This is a genomic window from Coprothermobacter sp. (assembly GCA_013824685.1).
Lineage (GTDB): Bacteria > Caldisericota > Caldisericia > Cryosericales > Cryosericaceae > Cryosericum.
Window position 1 is genome coordinate 65,742 of record PNOG01000020.1, and the last position, 16,079, is coordinate 81,820.

16 protein-coding genes are annotated in these 16,079 nt (G+C 58.8%); 4 read left to right on the forward strand and 12 right to left on the reverse strand.

Features of this window, described 5'->3' with window-relative positions; genetic code table 11:
- The 4 genes from C0398_06325 (at position 1) to C0398_06340 (ending at position 4,278) form a co-directional block, all read left to right on the forward strand.
- Positions 1-2,091, forward strand: coding sequence for a hypothetical protein (locus C0398_06325; protein MBA4365603.1), 2,091 nt, complete (start codon positions 1-3; stop codon positions 2,089-2,091).
- Positions 2,069-2,605, forward strand: a complete 537-nt coding sequence (gene def, locus C0398_06330; GenBank protein ID MBA4365604.1) for a peptide deformylase — start codon at positions 2,069-2,071, stop codon at positions 2,603-2,605. Before C0398_06325 ends, def begins: the two co-directional genes overlap by 23 nt.
- 2 nt (positions 2,606-2,607) lie before the next feature.
- Complete coding sequence (gene fmt, locus C0398_06335) at positions 2,608-3,573, forward strand: methionyl-tRNA formyltransferase (GenBank protein ID MBA4365605.1); 966 nt, start codon at positions 2,608-2,610, stop codon at positions 3,571-3,573.
- Positions 3,574-3,834: 261 nt separating this feature from the next.
- Positions 3,835-4,278 carry a hypothetical protein gene (locus C0398_06340; GenBank protein MBA4365606.1) on the forward strand — a complete coding sequence of 148 codons (444 nt, stop codon included), beginning with the start codon at positions 3,835-3,837 and terminating at the stop codon, positions 4,276-4,278.
- Positions 4,279-4,439: 161 nt separating this feature from the next.
- Here the strand turns inward: C0398_06340 and C0398_06345 are convergent, their stop codons facing one another.
- The 12 genes from C0398_06345 to C0398_06400 all read right to left on the reverse strand — a co-directional run bounded on the left by C0398_06345 (position 4,440) and on the right by C0398_06400 (position 16,077).
- A complete protein-coding gene (locus tag C0398_06345) occupies positions 4,440-5,375 on the reverse strand; it encodes an integrase (GenBank protein MBA4365607.1) in 936 nt (311 codons plus the stop codon).
- Positions 5,372-5,722, reverse strand: a complete 351-nt coding sequence (locus C0398_06350; GenBank protein MBA4365608.1) for a hypothetical protein — start codon at positions 5,720-5,722, stop codon at positions 5,372-5,374. The genes C0398_06345 and C0398_06350 overlap by 4 nt, the downstream gene beginning before the upstream one ends.
- Positions 5,723-5,725: 3 nt before the next feature.
- On the reverse strand, positions 5,726-7,003 hold the full coding sequence (gene murA / locus C0398_06355) for a UDP-N-acetylglucosamine 1-carboxyvinyltransferase (GenBank protein ID MBA4365609.1): 1,278 nt from the start codon (positions 7,001-7,003) through the stop codon (positions 5,726-5,728).
- A 12-nt stretch (positions 7,004-7,015) separates the two neighbouring features.
- The gene (locus C0398_06360; protein ID MBA4365610.1) at positions 7,016-8,128 is read right to left on the reverse strand and encodes a UDP-N-acetylglucosamine 2-epimerase (non-hydrolyzing); all 1,113 of its coding nucleotides are present in this window, start codon (positions 8,126-8,128) and stop codon (positions 7,016-7,018) included.
- 1 nt (position 8,129) lies between these two features.
- Positions 8,130-9,110 (reverse strand): undecaprenyl-phosphate alpha-N-acetylglucosaminyl 1-phosphate transferase, encoded by a 981-nt coding sequence (locus C0398_06365; GenBank protein MBA4365611.1) that lies wholly within the window; start codon positions 9,108-9,110, stop codon positions 8,130-8,132.
- A 3-nt stretch (positions 9,111-9,113) separates the two neighbouring features.
- Positions 9,114-9,746, reverse strand: coding sequence for a uracil phosphoribosyltransferase (locus C0398_06370; GenBank protein MBA4365612.1), 633 nt, complete (start codon positions 9,744-9,746; stop codon positions 9,114-9,116).
- Positions 9,747-9,754: 8 nt separating this feature from the next.
- A complete protein-coding gene (locus C0398_06375; protein ID MBA4365613.1) occupies positions 9,755-11,002 on the reverse strand; it encodes a serine hydroxymethyltransferase in 1,248 nt (415 codons plus the stop codon).
- A gap of 70 nt (positions 11,003-11,072) precedes the next feature.
- Positions 11,073-12,323 carry a hypothetical protein gene (locus tag C0398_06380; GenBank protein MBA4365614.1) on the reverse strand — a complete coding sequence of 417 codons (1,251 nt, stop codon included), beginning with the start codon at positions 12,321-12,323 and terminating at the stop codon, positions 11,073-11,075.
- Complete coding sequence (locus tag C0398_06385; GenBank protein ID MBA4365615.1) at positions 12,320-13,363, reverse strand: tRNA (adenosine(37)-N6)-dimethylallyltransferase MiaA; 1,044 nt, start codon at positions 13,361-13,363, stop codon at positions 12,320-12,322. The genes C0398_06380 and C0398_06385 overlap by 4 nt, the downstream gene beginning before the upstream one ends.
- Complete coding sequence (locus C0398_06390; protein ID MBA4365616.1) at positions 13,248-14,504, reverse strand: hypothetical protein; 1,257 nt, start codon at positions 14,502-14,504, stop codon at positions 13,248-13,250. The genes C0398_06385 and C0398_06390 overlap by 116 nt, the downstream gene beginning before the upstream one ends.
- 1 nt (position 14,505) lies before the next feature.
- Complete coding sequence (locus C0398_06395) at positions 14,506-15,339, reverse strand: metallophosphoesterase (GenBank protein ID MBA4365617.1); 834 nt, start codon at positions 15,337-15,339, stop codon at positions 14,506-14,508.
- Positions 15,340-15,384: 45 nt separating this feature from the next.
- Positions 15,385-16,077 carry a 50S ribosomal protein L25 gene (locus C0398_06400; GenBank protein ID MBA4365618.1) on the reverse strand — a complete coding sequence of 231 codons (693 nt, stop codon included), beginning with the start codon at positions 16,075-16,077 and terminating at the stop codon, positions 15,385-15,387.
- Between the last annotated feature and the right edge of the window lie 2 nt (positions 16,078-16,079).

The following is a 16,079-nucleotide window of genomic DNA, read 5'->3' on the forward strand; positions in this document are numbered from 1 at the left end:
GTGCTCGGCAGTTTCGCCGTTCTGACGCAGAGAGGTCCGTTTTCGCGGAACCTTCTGTCGTATGATCTCAGCTCGGCTGGGGATCATCCGGAACCAGGAACGTGGTTTCTGGTTCCGTTCATGCATGATGTGGCGCCCGCTCTGCTCGTCTCCACCTCTGGTCCCGAGAGCCCCTGGTCCGAGACGGGAGGCCTTCCTCTCTCCGTTCTGAGTGTGTGCTCAGCTCCTGGCGTGTATCCGGAGCTGGGGCCTGATGTGGCGGCACTTCAGCGTTCTCTCGACAGACAAGTCCTCGGGTGGGAAGATGCCCTCGCGATTGTCCGTTTCCTCCAGGCATCTCAGCCGCACGACCGCAGCAAGGCTCGCCTCACGGCACCCGAACCGGCACTACTCCTGCACAATTTGCAGGTCATGGCCGCGCGGGACCCCTCCTTTTCCGCAACAACCACTCCGATGCGCCAGCTGCTTTCAGATACTGAAGCCACTGCTCATCTACCCGGCGCGCTCTGGAGACTCTCCACTTCCGCACGGCGTCAGCTTTATGAACAGGGTTTCATTGTCGACCGCGGACTAGCCGACGCGGAGCAACGAGTGGCCCACACGCCGGGCGGCCCTCCTGACCCACAGCTCCTTATCGGATCGTTTGTGGACAGGGCGAATCGCTTTCGTCCGGCAGTAGAAGCGGCGATTGCCAGTGGGAGCAGCGTTGCCCTCATCGTCAGCTCAGAGGTCCTCGCGAGTCTCTACGAAGGCCTCCTGTCCCACGACTGGGGCATGCCAGTCGTTCGTTGGCCTTCAGCCGGCACTCGACGCTTTCGCGGTGACCGCTACTCGACCGTCTGGCTCAGTACCCGTCAGTTCTCGTCGTTGATCCTTCCCGAAATCGCACTCATTGGCGTGGATCTGGGAATCCCCGGGGAATGGCCCTTCTTCTGGCAACGCTTCTCGCTCAGAAGTCTTCTCAGCGTTGCGGCTGACATGAGCCACGCACGCGGCATCCCCTGTCTGGCTGGCGTCAGTGCGCCGACCCTCTCAGTACTGGACGCGTGTGGCGTCCCGACAGATGTTGCGCTGGGGTCAGTGGTTGAGAGTATTGCTACCAAGTCTGCGACCTTCGTTGTTCGGAGCCAGAACGCTGCCCTCGAGAAGCAGTCTGGTCCTACCGGAGTTCTCCTCGCACCCACGATGCGACTTCTCCGGCAACACTACGATCAGGGCAAGGACTCTATGCTCCTCCTCAACATCCGTGGTTTCGCGACGCTGATCGAGTGCGCGGAATGTGGGTATACGGCAACATGCCCTCACTGTGGTGCGACGCTGACCCTGGGAGGTGACAGGAAGAGGCTCTTCTGTAAGCAGTGTGGTCATTCGGAGGCGCCGCCCGATCTCTGTCCCAACTGCCATGGGACGCAACTCCGGTCACGGGGGTATGGCTTGGACCGCCTGGCCCATGAGCTCGAGCGTACGTTTCCGGTCTCAGCCGTCCAGCTGATGACGCCCAGCGACGAGACCGTGATTGTGCAAAACACTGGTCCATCACTGTTTCTCGGCACGTATGCCGACGTCCAGCGCATCGCCGTCCTGAAGCCTGAACTCGTCGTGTTTCCCGACGTGAGCGTCGGGCTGCGGCACCCCGTATTCGACAACATCGAGCAGCTGGCCGTCGTCGTCCGTGGTGCCGTTGCAGAGACTGCACCGGGTACCGTGCTGATCCAGCTGGACCGCCGTTCCACAGGCCTGCGAGCTGTTCTCGATGGTAGTGAGACTATGGCAGCCTTCCTTGAGAGTGAGAGGGAACAGCGCCGCGAGCTGTTGATGCCTCCTTTCGCACGTCAGTTCGTCGTACGTGTCTCGTCTCGTGGCGCGAGCCCCGACGTAGACGCTTTGACCAAATCGCTGGAAAGCGCCCTTGCTGCGGAAGGAGTGGATTTCCGCGGCCTGCACGCGGACCTGCTGACAGTCTCAACTCGGGCAAGGGTCATATCTCTCGAGTTTCGTGCCGACTCCCTGCAGGCGGCCCTTGGACTGCGTGTTGGCACAGCACTCGCTCACAATAAACACTTCCAGAATGCCGCTATCCGGGTATACTAGTCACATGAAGATCGTACTGATTGGCAGTCCCGTCCTTCGCAAGAAGGCAAAACCCATACGGAAGATGACGAGCGAGCTTGTTCATCTGGCCGAATCGATGGAAGATCTCATGAAACCCCTGGGAGTCGGCCTGGCTGCCCCTCAGGTCGGCCTTAGTCAAGCGTTCTTCATCTACGATATCGGCGAAGGACTCCATCTCGTGGCGAACCCTCAGATCCTCGAGCGCAAGGGATCAGAAAGCGCTGAGGAAGGGTGTCTCAGTGTTCCGGGTGTGTATGCTCCAATCGACCGTGCTACTGAGATCACGCTGTCGTATCTGGATCATACCGGAAAGAGACGCATCCACAAGTTCGTCGATTTTGAGGCTCGCGTGATTCAGCACGAGTTCGATCATCTCCAGGGCACGCTGTTCGTCGATCGGATCACTGACCCGTCCACGATTTCCGTGCAGGAAGGAAGCCCTGTCGCTGCCGCACTGACTCAGACAATCGAGGGACAGGGACCGCAGCTCTGACGATGGCCTCAGACGCCCCCCGCATCGCTGTCTTTGGTTCGTCATCAATTTCAGTACCGGTCTTTGATACCATCGGACGCCGGTTTCACGTCGTCCTTGCGGTTGTGTCAGAGGAGCCTCGCGTCCGCCGAGGCAAGCTCCTGGCGAATCCCGTACAAGAGTGGGCGCAGTCACATTCGATCCCAGTGCTCAACGGCGCAGACACCCCTGGAGCGGTTCTGACACAGAGACTGGTCGACGACGCCATCGACATCCTCTTCCTCCTTTCCTACGGAAGACTCCTTCCACAGGTTCTCCTCGATGCACCGCGCATCGCTTCCATCAACCTGCACCCGTCTCCGTTGCCCTGGTATCGGGGGGCGGCTCCCATTGAACGCCAGATCATGGATGGTTGCACCCAGTCAGCGGTAAGTATCATTCGCATGAACGGCCTGCTGGACAGAGGTGAGCTCCTGGCTCAGGAACCGTTCACAATTGCTGACTCGGATTACCGCGCCGATGTCGAGGCGTCTATCATCCGAGTAGGCGCGCTACTTGCTCTGCACGTCCTCGACCAACTGTTGCACAGGTCAACCACGCCGCTGCAACAAACCGGCGCGGGCTCCTATGCACGCAAGCTCAAGCGCGACGACGACCTCATCGACTGGTCGCACTCTGTTGCACAGGTATACAACCTTATACGGGCTCTTTCCCCCGAGCCAGGTGCATGCACATATCAGGAAAGGGATCGACTCAAGATCCTCCGGGCCAAACCTCTGCCTGACGATCTGGGCCTCCCCACGGGGGGTGTACCTTGTGGCACGGTCGAGACGTTTCTACGCAAACGAGCTGTCGTACGGTGCGGTGACGGATGGCTTGAACTTCTGGAAATCCAGTTTCCCGGGAAGACTCCCGTGTCGGCAGCCGACCTCCTCAATGGCCGGCGTCTTGTCGCCGGAACCATCCTCCGCCGAGTTCCCTCTCCATAGACTGTACTCACCCCGAAGGGTGGACCAAAGTTATCCACAGATGCATTACACCATCATAAATAATGATTTCTGATGGTGTTATCCCGTCACTCATCCTCGCTCTGATCTTGGCCAAAGTAGGGGGATAGAATGGGCCATCGTTTTTTTGACTACCACGTTCAAGTTGAAGGCGATACTGTAAAGATTACTGTGCCACACCACGCCTGTAGCGGTAGTAGCTTGCGAGCTCCGGTTTCCTATACGCTCGATGTACTCGTAGACATGGATATCTGCCAGAAGCTGAGAGCCGGAAATGCTCGTCTCGGGGTTAGCTATGCCGGGGGAAGGACTCCGCAACAGAGGTTGATCGCTCGGGCAAGGCTATTCCGCATGGATGAAGTTACTGATGGCCACGAGACGTACCCGCTCCCTTGGCTTGTTCTAGGCAGGCGGCCCGAACCAGGGATGATGGCGGACCACATCAACGGCGATGGGCTCGACAACCGCAGAGTGAACCTTCGTTGGGTCAACCATACACAGAACATGCAGAACCGACGCGGGTGGGGCAAGGTGAGCCAGACGATGGGGGTAACGTTTAACAGGAGCACCAGGAAATGGATTGCCAGCGTTGTCAGGGTCTGTGACACGAGAGAAGAAGCGGAACAGGAGGCACAACGCATGCATGCCATGATGTACGGACCGCATGCGCGAAAGCCAGATTGCTAGCGAGTCTCCACCTGCAATGTGGCATTTGGCGTGCATTTGGCCAACGCCTTGGTTTTTCCGGGCATTTGCGGAGATCTGCGTCCAGTCATACCGCAATGAACAATGAGATCTTCTCACAGGGACCGAATTCGGCGCCGTCGTGCGAGGAGTTGTTCGCCCACCTAAAGCACTATAGTGCCTTCGGCGGAGTGTTCGATCCTGTCTGTAGTATGCACGTAGATTTGGGTTGTCGCTATGCTGGCGTGTCGCAACGTGTCTCGGACCTGCTCGATGGTGGCACCGTTTGCCAGTGCCATTGTCGCGAAGGTGTGACGCAGTGAGTGAGCCGATATCCTTGAACTGAATACACCGATGTCCGTGAGCCGTGTCTTCACGCCTGCGCGCAAGGACTGTGTGGTTAGACGATCGCCATCGTTCGCAGTGCTGTGTGACACAAACAGCGCAGCGCGGGGGTCGGTGCACTGGCGCGCTGCAAGGTAGCGGGCAATCGGCTCGTATGCTTCTCGCGTCAGGACGACGAAATCGTCTTTCGCGTCCTTGCCTTTGCTGCGCACGTACAGGAGTGTGGCGTTGGACGTTTGACGAATATCTCCGACGTCGGAGCCGACGACCTCCATCGTGCGAAGACCTGTCCGCAGCATCAGGTTGATCATGGCGAAGTCGCGCAGGCCGATGATGTCGCTCGTATCGATGGAACTCAGCAGGTCGCGCGCCTGCTGCAGGGTAAGCGGATCGCGGTTGAACCCGTACGAACGCTTGAACCCTTTGAGGCCTGCGGAGACGTCGGGATAGATACGGTTCGACTCGAGATACTTGAAGAACTGGCGGACGGAGGTAAGGTACAGATTCCCCGTCCGAGGCGATAGTCCCTCGGCCAGCAGATGGCTCTTATATTGGACGATATCTGTCTTCGTCAGGTAGCCGACGCCGTCAGCGGCCTCTCGCAGCGACAGGAACTCCTTGAACCGCTTGAGCGCGCGCCGATACACCACCTTGCTGGTAATGCCGACATCCTGTGCCAGCAGGAAGCTCTCGATCAACTGGTCGAGATTCGCCGCCAGCGTTCCTGCAGGCTGTCGCGGCGTGATCTCCTTCATTTTTCCGTGGAGTAGTCGCCTCCGGCTGGGTCAGCCGGAGTGTCCGTGACAATACCGGCGCTCTTGAGGGCGTCTTCCTTGATCATGGAGGGCTCCCACGGAGGATCGAACACAAGATCCACCTGGACGTTCCGCACTCCCGCCACCGTCCGGACTCCCTGTTCAGCCTGCTGGAGCAAGTAGCCACTCATCGGACACTGCGGAGCAGTCATGGTCATGCGGACCGTGACGTCCCCGTCGGCTGTGACCTCCACTCCATAGATCAGTCCGAGATCAACGATGTTGATTGGAACCTCGGGGTCGTAGACGGCTCGCAGGGCGTCAAGAATCTGCTCTTGTTCTATCATGGTCTATGCCTCCGGTTGGGTGACACGAGTCACGTGTGCGCCCAGTTGAAACAGCTTGCCGTCGAGCGCTTCGTATCCCCGGTCGATATGATAGATGGATCGTACGGTGGTTGTGCCATGCGCTGCAAGGCCGGCGAGCACCAGAGCGGCACCGCCCCGCAGATCCTTTGCCTGGACCGTCGCCGAGTTCAGTGCCTCAACACCCTCGATAATGGCCGTCTCTTCCGATACCTTGATGCGGGCACCCATGCGCTCGAGCTCGAGGATGGCACCGAACCTGTTTTCGAAGATACTCTCCACAACGACCGAATTGCCATGCGCCAAGGTCAGATATGCGGTCATCTGAGGCTGAGCATCCGTCGGATACCCCGGGAACGTCAGGGTACGGATATCCGTCGACCGATATTCTGGAACACCCTTGACAACAACGGCATCATCTCCCTCGACCTCGACGACCGCTCCCGTCTCTCGCAGCTTGGCGATGATCGACCAGATATGACGGGCGTCGATGCCCGAGATGGTCGCCTCGCCCTGTGTAATGGCCGTGGCCATCATCAGTGTCGAAGCTTCGATACGGTCGCCGATGATGCGGTGCGACGCACCGTGCAGCTCAGCGACGCCTTCGACACGAAATCCGAATGGGAACACGGGCACAATGCGGGCACCCGCCTTGTTGAGGAAGGAGATGAGGTCATACACCTCCGGCTCCTGGGCTGCATTGAAGACACGTGTCGTACCTTCGGCAAGAGCAGCTGCCAACAGGAGGTTCTCAGTCGCACCCACGCTCGGAAAGTCAAGGTAGACGTCGCACGCCTTGAGAGCTGGGGCCTGACCGATAAGGTAGCCGTCTTTCCATTCGAACTGTGTGCCCATGGCTCGCAGCCCCTTGATGTGAAGGTCAATGGGTCGGGCACCAATACTGCAGCCGCCCAGCGATGGGAGCATTGCCCTGTGCTCACGTCCAAGCAGTGCTCCTACCAGTGTTTGCGTCCCACGCAAATTGTAGCCATTGGTGTTCTCGACGCGCGTCTCAATGGGACCACGAGTGTCGAGCACCAGCTCTCCATCAATGAAGGAAACCAGTTTGACGCCCATCGCCTGGATAAGAGTGAGGAGAGACTGGAGGTCACTGATGTCCGGGACATTCTGGAAGCTGACAACGTCGCGGACAGCAATCGCAGCCGCCACCAGCGGCAGGATCGAGTTCTTGGCGCCGCTGCAGCGGACCGAACCGTGGAGCGAGTTCCCCCCCTCGATGAGAAAGCTCTGTTCCGTGGTCATACGTTACCCTCCTCAGTGAGTTGCATTGAGATAATCGTCGATGCAAGTGAGTATCTGCGCTGCAGTTGTGCCATCACCATACGGGTTGACCCCATCCGCGGCCAGAATCGCAAAACTATTTGCCGCGAGCTGCTCGAACGACGAGACGATCAGGTCCTCGTCCTGGCCGACCAGCTTGACCCAGCCGCTTGCCACGGCCTCGGGACGCTCGGTGACCTCCCGGAGCAGGAGCATCGGCTTGTGCAGCGTCACCGACTCTTCCTGAATTCCACCCGAGTCGCTGAGAACAGCGGCACAGTGTTCAAGCATATACAGGAAATCGAAGTAGGGAAGAGGGTCGGTGAGCATGACGTTCGGCAGGTCTGACGCAATCCCGAACACCGTTTCACGCACCACCGGGTTGAGATGCACCGGAAAGACGAACGTCAATTCCGGATGCAAACTGGAGAGCTTCACGAGAGCGTCCGAGAAGATCGCGATGCCGGTGTCCCAGTTTTCGCGACGGTGGGCTGTCATGATGACGATGGGGCTGTCGGGCCGAACTCTCGACATGATGTCCGGAGCACGCAGGTGAGGCAAGGCCATGTGCACGGCGTCCACGATTGAGTTCCCAACGACGTCGATCCTGCTCGTGTCGATACCTGATTGTAGAAGATTCTTTCTGGCCTCGTCAGTGGGCGCGAAGCAGAGGTCGGAAATCTGATCTGTAAGCATGCGGTTCACTTCTTCGGGGAAAGGGCTGAACTTCTGATGGGACCTGAGTCCTGCCTCGACATGACCCACCGGGATCTTGACGTAGGTCGCCGCGAGAGCTCCCATGAACGTCGTGGTGGTGTCTCCGTGAACCAGGACCATGTCCGGCTGCAGCTCAGCCAGTGCATCGGAAATCTGTGTCACGAGCGCCGCTGTCAGGTACGGAAGTGTTTGGCGCTGCTTCATGACGTTCAGGTCTCGCCACACCTCTATCTCGAACATTTGCACGACGTCGTCCAGCATCTGCATGTGCTGGCCGGACAGAAGCACATGACTGTCGAACCGCGGATCGGCCTCCAGCGCCTTGACGATGGGCGCCATCTTGATCGCCTCAGGACGCGTACCGAAGATGGACAGAACTTTCCGACGCATGTCAGCGGACTCCCAGAAGGGCGATGGCCAGCCCGATCGAGCATAGCACGAACGTCACCAGGTAGTACAGCGTCGTAATACGCCGCTGGCTCCATCCCCGGAATAGCAGCAGATAGTGGAAATGCCCATTGTCTCCCTCCATGGGAGACCGGTGCTTGGCTGCCCGACGGAAAATGCTCGAGAGTGTTTCCGCGATGGGAATGCCAAGCGCGAATACCGACACGATGAGCATAACCGTTGTCGGCAGCTTGAGGGCGCCGTAGACGGACAGGCTCGCGATCATGAACCCAAGAAACTCGGACCCGGCATCTCCAAGAAACACTTTTGCCGGATTGTAGTTGAAGACAAGGAATCCCAGGACAGCACCAAGCAGCGCCACCAGGACGGCCCCCATGGTCGCCATGCCCTTGAGTGCGGCGAAGAAATACATTGCGAGGAGAATCAGCGCAGCGACGCCGCCCGCAAGGCCGTCCAGCCCATCGATGAGGTTCAGCGCATTCGTGATTCCCACGATCCAGAAATAGGTAAGGATGATGCCGCCGACGCCAAGCTCGAAGAATCCTCCATGCAGGAAGTTGGTGAACGCGGTCACACGAACCCCAAACGCGATGACGACGATTGCAGCCACTGATTGTATCAGCAGCTTCAGCAACGCGGGGATGTCGAACATGTCGTCCAGGAGCATGCCGATAAACACGATACCTCCACCGACAAGGATCCCCTTCAACTGCATTGTGAGTGAATCGAAGAAGAACACAGACACGATGAACGCGATCACGATGGCGATGCCACCAGTGCGGGGGGTCACCTTCCGATTCACTCTGCGCCGCCCCCCGTCGATGTTCGCCTCAGTACTTGCAGTCGGCTTGTCGGTGATGCCAAGGCGCAGCCCAAGTTTCATGAAGACCGGGGTCAACACAAGACTCAGCGCCAGAGCCACGAGAAACGACCAGAGCTGTGCCTGCGTAATCACAAGATGCATGGACTATTTTGTCCCGTATATCCTGTCCCCGGCATCCCCAAGACCGGGAAGAATATATCCATTCTCGTTCAAACGACGGTCAATTTCCAGAGTGACGATCTTCACGTCGGGATGCTCGCGCTGCAGCACCTCGATGCCCTCCGGCGCTGCAATGAGACAACAGAAACAGATGCTGCGAGGATGCCGCTCCTTGACCAGTGAAATGGCCTTGGAGGCGCTGCCTCCAGTTGCAAGCATCGGGTCCACGACAAATACGTCTGACTCAGGAGTGCTCTCGGGAAGCTTGCAGTAGTACTGAATCGGTTGCAGAGTGTTCTCGTCTCTGTACAGACCGATGTGCCCCACCTTGGCGTGAGGGATCATGTCGAGCATCCCCTGAGCCATGACGAGTCCGGCCCGAAGCACGGGCACGATGGTGACTTCGTTCTCCAGTTCCTGCCCATCGTAGGACTCCAACGGGGTCTCTATGGGGCACGCCTTGGTCCGCATATTCCTGCATACCTCGTACGTCATGAGCCCGGCAAGTTCCTCTGCCAGCTGGCGGAAGTCCTTGTGCGTCGTGTTCCTGTTGCGAAGAAGGGTCAGCTTGTGTCGTATCAGCGGATGATTCAGCACCTGAACGTTGGGGTAGTCCATCGGTTCTCCTAGTACATTTTGCCTGCGTATAGTGGAAAACGGTCCGTAAGCGCTGTCACACGAGCTCGAATCTGAGCCAGCATCCCCTCGTCGTCGCGTGCGACAATCGTCTCGTCGATCAGAGCAGCGATTTCAACCATCTCCGGCTCACGCATGCCACGACTGGTCGTGGCCGGAGTCCCAAGCCGTATGCCACTTGCCTTGTTGGGCGGCAAGGGATCGAAGGGAATGGCATTCTTGTTGACAGTGATCCCTACGGTCTCGACAAGCGCCTGAGCTTCCTTGCCCGTAATGCCCTTGGAGGTCAGATCGACCAGCATCAGGTGAGTGTCGGTGCCGCCGGAAACGATGCGGTAACCACGCTCCATCAGCGCCTGCGCCAAGGCTTTTGCGTTGGCGAGGACCTGCTTCTGATAGGTGACAAACTCGGGAGATGTGGCTTCTCTGAGAGCGACCGCCTTCGCCGCGATGACATGCTCAAGAGGGCCTCCCTGACTGCCAGGGAACACAGCACTGTTGAGCTGCTTGGCGTACTTCTCCTTGTAGAGAATGATGCCTCCCCGAGGCCCGCGAAGTGTCTTGTGCGTCGTGGTCGTGACAAAATCCGCGTATGGCACCGGTGAAGGATGGACGCCCGCGGCGACGAGCCCAGCGATGTGAGCCATGTCTACCATGAGCAATGCACCGACCGAATCGGCGATCTCACGAAAGCGGGGGAAGTCGATAGTGCGCGGGTATGCACTGGCGCCTGCGATAATCAGCTTGGGGCGCTCTGCTCGAGCTAGTTCGGCTACTTGGTCATAGTCGATTGTCTCAGTGTCTCTTCGAACGCCGTAGGAGACGATGCGAAACAGCTTTCCCACAAGCGACACGGGGCTTCCATGACTCAGGTGCCCGCCATCGGCAAGGGACATGCTCAGGATCGTGTCTCCTGGCTGTAGAACGGAGAAGTAGACCTCGAGGTTGGCCTGCGTTCCCGAGTGGGGCTGTACGTTTGCCCCCTCCGCACCGAAGAGCGCCATGGCACGCTCGATAGCCAGCGTCTCGACGACATCCACATACTCACAACCGCCATAGTAGCGCCTGCCCGGGTAGCCCTCGGCGTACTTGTTTGTCAGGACTGAACCCTGCGCTGCCAAGACCTCTTCGGACACGAAGTTCTCAGAGGCAATGAGCTCAATATTGTTCTGCTGGCGGTGCAGTTCCTTGTTCAGTGCGTCAGCTATCTCTGGGTCAACCCTCGTTAAGTCTGTCATGGTGACCTCCCATCATTTCATCCGGCATTTCGTCGTTCAAACATTCTATCACGAATGGCGGACGGCGACACTACTTGGATGTGTTCATACTGTATATGATTCCCCGTGCGGTCGCCTGCACCACTTGCCATACATTCAGACCCCCCTGCAAATATCCCACGTACGGTTCGCGAAAGGGCCCGTCGAAACTCAGTTCAATCGTGGATCCCTGGACAAGAGTTCCACCTGCCATCAAGATTTCCGTCTCGTATCCTTGCATGCGGCTCGGCTCGGGCACGGCATCGGCGTCCAGCGCAGAGCATTCCTGCACGGCGCGCGCAAACGCTGCGAACCGTTCCCTTGACCCGCACTCGATGCGAAGAACAATGTCCCCGCGGAGCTCGCGGGGACCCGGATCCACGACGAAGCCGTTTTCCTGCAGAAGCACGCTCGCAAGAAGGTTTCCCGTCAGGACCTGCTCAATGACTGTCGGGGCAAAGAGTAGACCTCGCAGAAACGCCTCGGCAAATCCAAGATTCGGCCCAATCTCAGCACCCACTCCTGGACTCGAGTACCGCGTCGCGGCCAAGGCGACTGCCCTGGAAGTTCCCACCACGTAGCCACCCGTCGGGACAATGCCCGCTCCTAGGTTCTTCATAAACGATGAAGCCAGCAGATCCGCCCCGTCCATCGTGGGCTCACGATCCTCAAGAAGGTCACCATAGCAGTTGTCGACAAGGATCAGACTCTCGGGCGAGACGCGTTTCACGGAGGAGATCATGCGTGCGATCTCACCCTCGCGAAGCGCGCGGACGCGCTTGTATCCGCGACTCCGCTGAATCAGGACAAGTTTTGGCAGCTGGGTCGAGAAGCATCTCTCGAGCTGTTCCTCCCAGAGTTCTGCGGGGGATACCGTGATGTCGCACTGGGCATAGCTGACACCAAACTCCGCAAGCGAACCGTCAGATGGGCGGATCCCAATAATCTCCTCCATCGTATCGTAGGGGGCTCCCGTCACGCAACACAGCAGATCCGTGGGGCGAAGTACCCCGAACAGCGCGATAGCCAGAGCATGGGTGCCAGAGATAATCTGCGGGCGCACGAGTGCAGCCTGTGCGCCGTAGAGGTAGGCAAAGACGCGTTCGGTCTTGTCCCGCAAGTTGTCCCCGATGCCATAGCCCGACATAGGCCGAAGGTCGGATGTCGACAAGCGGGCGGCGTGGAATGCGTCGAGGATTCGCATGAAGTTGCGACGTTGAACTGCACGAATATCCGCGATTTCGGTCGCATACTCCCGCTCGAGCTGCTGCGCCCGTTCCATCAGCCGGCCTTCCGTGATCATCTGCTTTGTCCCCCTGCGGCTGATTCGACGAGGGCAGCCGCCTGCGCCAGAATCACATTCGATGATTGATCGGACACGTCGATCCACCGAACGTCCTTCTCTCTCTTGAACCACGTCTCCTGCCGTTTGGCGTAATTGCGCGTACGCCTCTTCCAGAGCTCAATCGCCTCGTTGCGCCCGATTTCCCCGCGCATCCAGGCGCTCAGCTCCTTGTAGCCTATGCCCTGCATCGCGGTGTCATCAGGGTTCAAGCCATCGGCCAGCAGACGCCGCACTTCCTCTTCCATTCCTGCGGAGATCATGGCATCAACGCGCCGGTCAAGCCGTCTGTAGAGTTCGGCTCGCTCTGCATGCAGGCCAATCCGGAGTACTCGCCAAGGGACCGGGTGCTGTCTTCGCTTCAGGACGCTCGGCAGATCTCCTGACTGAGTGCTCATTTCCAAAGCCCGTTCCAGCCGCCTGGAATCGTTGGCAGCAATCTCGCATTCCGCGAGAGGGTCGATAACTCTCAGACGCTCGCGGAGCTCGCCCTCAGACAGCTTTCGCAGCTGGCTCCGCAGCATCGTGTCGGGCTTCTCCGGCAGGAATTCGTAGCCGTCGAGGACGGCCCTCACGTACAGACCAGTCCCTCCCACGAGGATCGGCAGTCGCCCTGAGCGAATCGCCTCATTCACAGCCTCGAATGCCAGGACCTGGTATTCCGCGACGGAAAAGTGGTGATTGGGAGGAACGACGTCGATGAGTGCATGCGGAACACCCAGGCGTTCTGATAGGCTGAGTTTTGCCGTCCCGACGTCCATCCCCTGGTAGACCTGCATCGAGTCGGCAGAGATGATCGATCCTCCGAAACGACGGGCTATTCCCAGGGAAAGCACGGTCTTGCCCGTTCCGGTGGCCCCGACGATGCCTACGATCAATGGAAGACTAGAATACTCGAGTGCCATACAACCCTTTCCTCGAGCCATGGTCGACGGCCACGCTGACGAAGGTGCCAATTCCTGGTACCGGCTCAGAACATGAGAACCAGACATTCCTGCCATCGATCGACCTTCCGAAGGCGTTCCCGCCTGCATGCGCCGACAGGACGAGCACGTCGAGGAATCTGCCGGCAAGCACCTGGTTGCTCTGCTCGCTCAGGTCCTGGACGATGTTGAGCAGGAAGGAGTGGCGTTCGTCGATGATTGCGGGCGGCACCTTGTCCTGCATTCTGGAGGACGGCGTACCCGGCCTGTCGGAGTACTTGGCAAGGAAAACCCCGTCGAACCGGAATCCACGGACCGCATCAACCGTATGGGCAAAATCATCATCCGTTTCCCCGGGAAAGCCCACAATGATGTCTGTTGTCAATGTCCAGTCAGCATTCTCGCGAATGGGCTCTGCAAGCCTGCCGTAGTCTGCAACTGTATGCCGCCGGTTCATCCGCTCAAGAATCCGGTCACTCCCCGACTGCAGGGGAAGGTGCAAACGATGCTCGATGTGCCGCAGTTCCATGAGCCGTTTCACTTCGTCCGGCGTGAAGTTGGCCGGATGAGAGCTCAGGAACCAGAACCAGAAGTTGCCGTCCAGTTCATCGACCGAGCACATAACCTCAACCAGCCCTCCTAGGCTCGACCGATACCTGTTGATGTTCTGTCCCAGGAAGAGCAGCTCAGAGAAGCCGCTCCCGACGGCTCGCTCGGCTCGATGCAGGACTTCGCCGACGTCGACAACGACCTCGGGACCTCGTGCCCTTGGAACGATGCAGTAGGTACAGTAGCTTTCACATCCACGAACAAGTTCAATGTCTGCCGTGGGAAACAGCGAGTGAGGAGCCGTGCAGTCCAGTTCACCGAGCGGCACAACGGTCCCTACGACGGCAAGCACGTGCTCCACATCCGCGGTGCCCTCCACGACGTTCAAGCCACGGCCTGCAATGCGAACCGCTCGTTCTTTGTCGAGCGTGGCCGTGCAACCCATGAACACGATGTGGCTGGCTCCAACCAGCTTCGCAGCTTCGCCGAGGAAGCTGAAGGCCTTTTCCTCAGCCTTCTCGCGGACTGCGCACGTGTTGATGATGACCAGCGATGCTTCGCCAAGACTCTCGGAAGGCCGATGACCTCCCCGTGTCAGTGCGTCAGCGATCGTAGCGCTGTACAGCTGGTTGAACTGACACCCGAATGTCTTGATGAGAAACCCGGACATGTCAGGTATCCCTCTGCAAGAGTGTTATCGACGTACTGCTCCCGGTTGACGCATCGATGTCAACCACGACCGCCATCAACGTCGCATCGCCCTCCGCAACGCGTGGCGCGTACATGATGCCCGTCTCGAAGCGACGCATCATGACTTCTGGGTCCAGCCCGATGATCGAAGAGCGTACGCCCGTCATGCCGACATCGGTGATGAATGCGGTGCCTGCGGCTGTGACGCGCGCATCCGCCGTGGGAACGTGCGTATGTGTTCCCAAGACCGCCGACATGCGGCCGTCCAGCAGGCGAAGCATCGCTGCCTTCTCTGCCGTAGCCTCCGCATGAACATCGACGACTTTCATACGGACGGCCGCAATCTCCGGGTCGCGCAAGACCTCTTCCATGTACCGGAACGGGTTATCGACACCGTTCATGCAATACTGACCCATGACGTTGACGACAGCCAGGGGACCCTCCGGCGTCTGCCAGATGATGGATCCGTGACGCCTGATGGCAGGACTGACATTGCCGGGACACAATACACTCGGGTGTTCCTGCATCAGGTCAAGGATTTCCGGCTTGCCGAGCGTGTGATTGCCCCCTGTAAAGATGTCGACACCCGCAGCGCTGAGTTCTTCAAACGCAGACCGGGTCATGCCGGTCCCGTGGGTCGCGTTCTCTGCGTTGGCCACGACGACCGTGGGCCGCAACTCTGCCTTGAGCTGTGGAAGCAGTCGCCGCACGATCGTACGCCCCGGGCGGCCGAAGACATCACCGATGAACAGCAGTCTCACGAGCAGCCCTTGCCCACGACGTGGACAGCAAAAGCGCTGGCCACAGAGGGCCAGCGCATATGGAGCGACTGATGCAGAGCTGACAACGGTTGTGCCGTGCTACTTCTTCGATGCTGTCTTCGCAGCGCCCTCGGCAGGAGCAGCGGCAGGAGCAGCACCCGGTGCAGGAGCAGTTCCTGCTGCAGGAACAGCGCCTTCGACCGCAACACCCTCCTCAGGAGCAGGCGGGGCCTCTTCGATAGCTGGCGCAACGACTGAGAACACCGTCGCCGTTGCGTTTGTGAGCACCTTCACCTTGTCGCCAAGCTTCAGATCAGCCACATGGATGGAATGCTTCAGTCCGAGGTCGGAAACGTCAACCTCCAGATAGTCAGGAATGTCGAGCGGAAGAGCCTCGACTTCGAGCTCGTACAGTGAGTGCTCGAGCACTCCGCCTTCCTTGAGGCCAATAGCTGTTCCGATGGGGCGAATCGGGATCCTGCTGGTCAGCGTCTCGTCAAGAGAGATGGACAGGAAGTCGACATGTGTATAGGTGTCCCGGATCGAGTTTATCTGGTACTCATGCACAACGGTGGTCATAGCCTTGCCACCCTCAAACTGAAGCTCGACGATGGCAGACGCCCCAGTCGTACGACGGATGCGTTCGAATGCTCGCACAGGAACTGCAACGGACATGGGCGCCATTCCGTGACCGTAAACCACTGCTGGGATGAAGCCCTGCCTGCGCAGGACGCTTAGCTTGCCATGCTTCCCGCTTTCACGGGCAACGGCTTCTATCGCTACTCTTTGCATAC

Excerpts from the sequence above, each read along its gene's own strand:
- fmt (MBA4365605.1), top strand. The coding sequence starts at position 2,608 with ATGGCCTCAGACGCCCCCCGCATCGCTGTCTTTGGTTCGTCATCAATT.
- C0398_06370 (MBA4365612.1), bottom strand. The coding sequence starts at position 9,746 with ATGGACTACCCCAACGTTCAGGTGCTGAATCATCCGCTGATACGACAC.
- C0398_06385 (MBA4365615.1), bottom strand. The coding sequence starts at position 13,363 with ATGGCAGGAATGTCTGGTTCTCATGTTCTGAGCCGGTACCAGGAATTG.
- C0398_06365 (MBA4365611.1), bottom strand. The coding sequence starts at position 9,110 with ATGCATCTTGTGATTACGCAGGCACAGCTCTGGTCGTTTCTCGTGGCT.
- def (MBA4365604.1), top strand. The coding sequence starts at position 2,069 with ATGCCGCTATCCGGGTATACTAGTCACATGAAGATCGTACTGATTGGC.
- C0398_06360 (MBA4365610.1), bottom strand. The coding sequence starts at position 8,128 with ATGCGTCGGAAAGTTCTGTCCATCTTCGGTACGCGTCCTGAGGCGATC.
- C0398_06380 (MBA4365614.1), bottom strand. The coding sequence starts at position 12,323 with ATGATCACGGAAGGCCGGCTGATGGAACGGGCGCAGCAGCTCGAGCGG.
- C0398_06345 (MBA4365607.1), bottom strand. The coding sequence starts at position 5,375 with ATGAAGGAGATCACGCCGCGACAGCCTGCAGGAACGCTGGCGGCGAAT.
- C0398_06390 (MBA4365616.1), bottom strand. The coding sequence starts at position 14,504 with ATGTCCGGGTTTCTCATCAAGACATTCGGGTGTCAGTTCAACCAGCTG.
- C0398_06350 (MBA4365608.1), bottom strand. The coding sequence starts at position 5,722 with ATGATAGAACAAGAGCAGATTCTTGACGCCCTGCGAGCCGTCTACGAC.
- murA (MBA4365609.1), bottom strand. The coding sequence starts at position 7,003 with ATGACCACGGAACAGAGCTTTCTCATCGAGGGGGGGAACTCGCTCCAC.
- C0398_06400 (MBA4365618.1), bottom strand. The coding sequence starts at position 16,077 with ATGCAAAGAGTAGCGATAGAAGCCGTTGCCCGTGAAAGCGGGAAGCAT.
- C0398_06340 (MBA4365606.1), top strand. The coding sequence starts at position 3,835 with ATGGATATCTGCCAGAAGCTGAGAGCCGGAAATGCTCGTCTCGGGGTT.
- C0398_06375 (MBA4365613.1), bottom strand. The coding sequence starts at position 11,002 with ATGACAGACTTAACGAGGGTTGACCCAGAGATAGCTGACGCACTGAAC.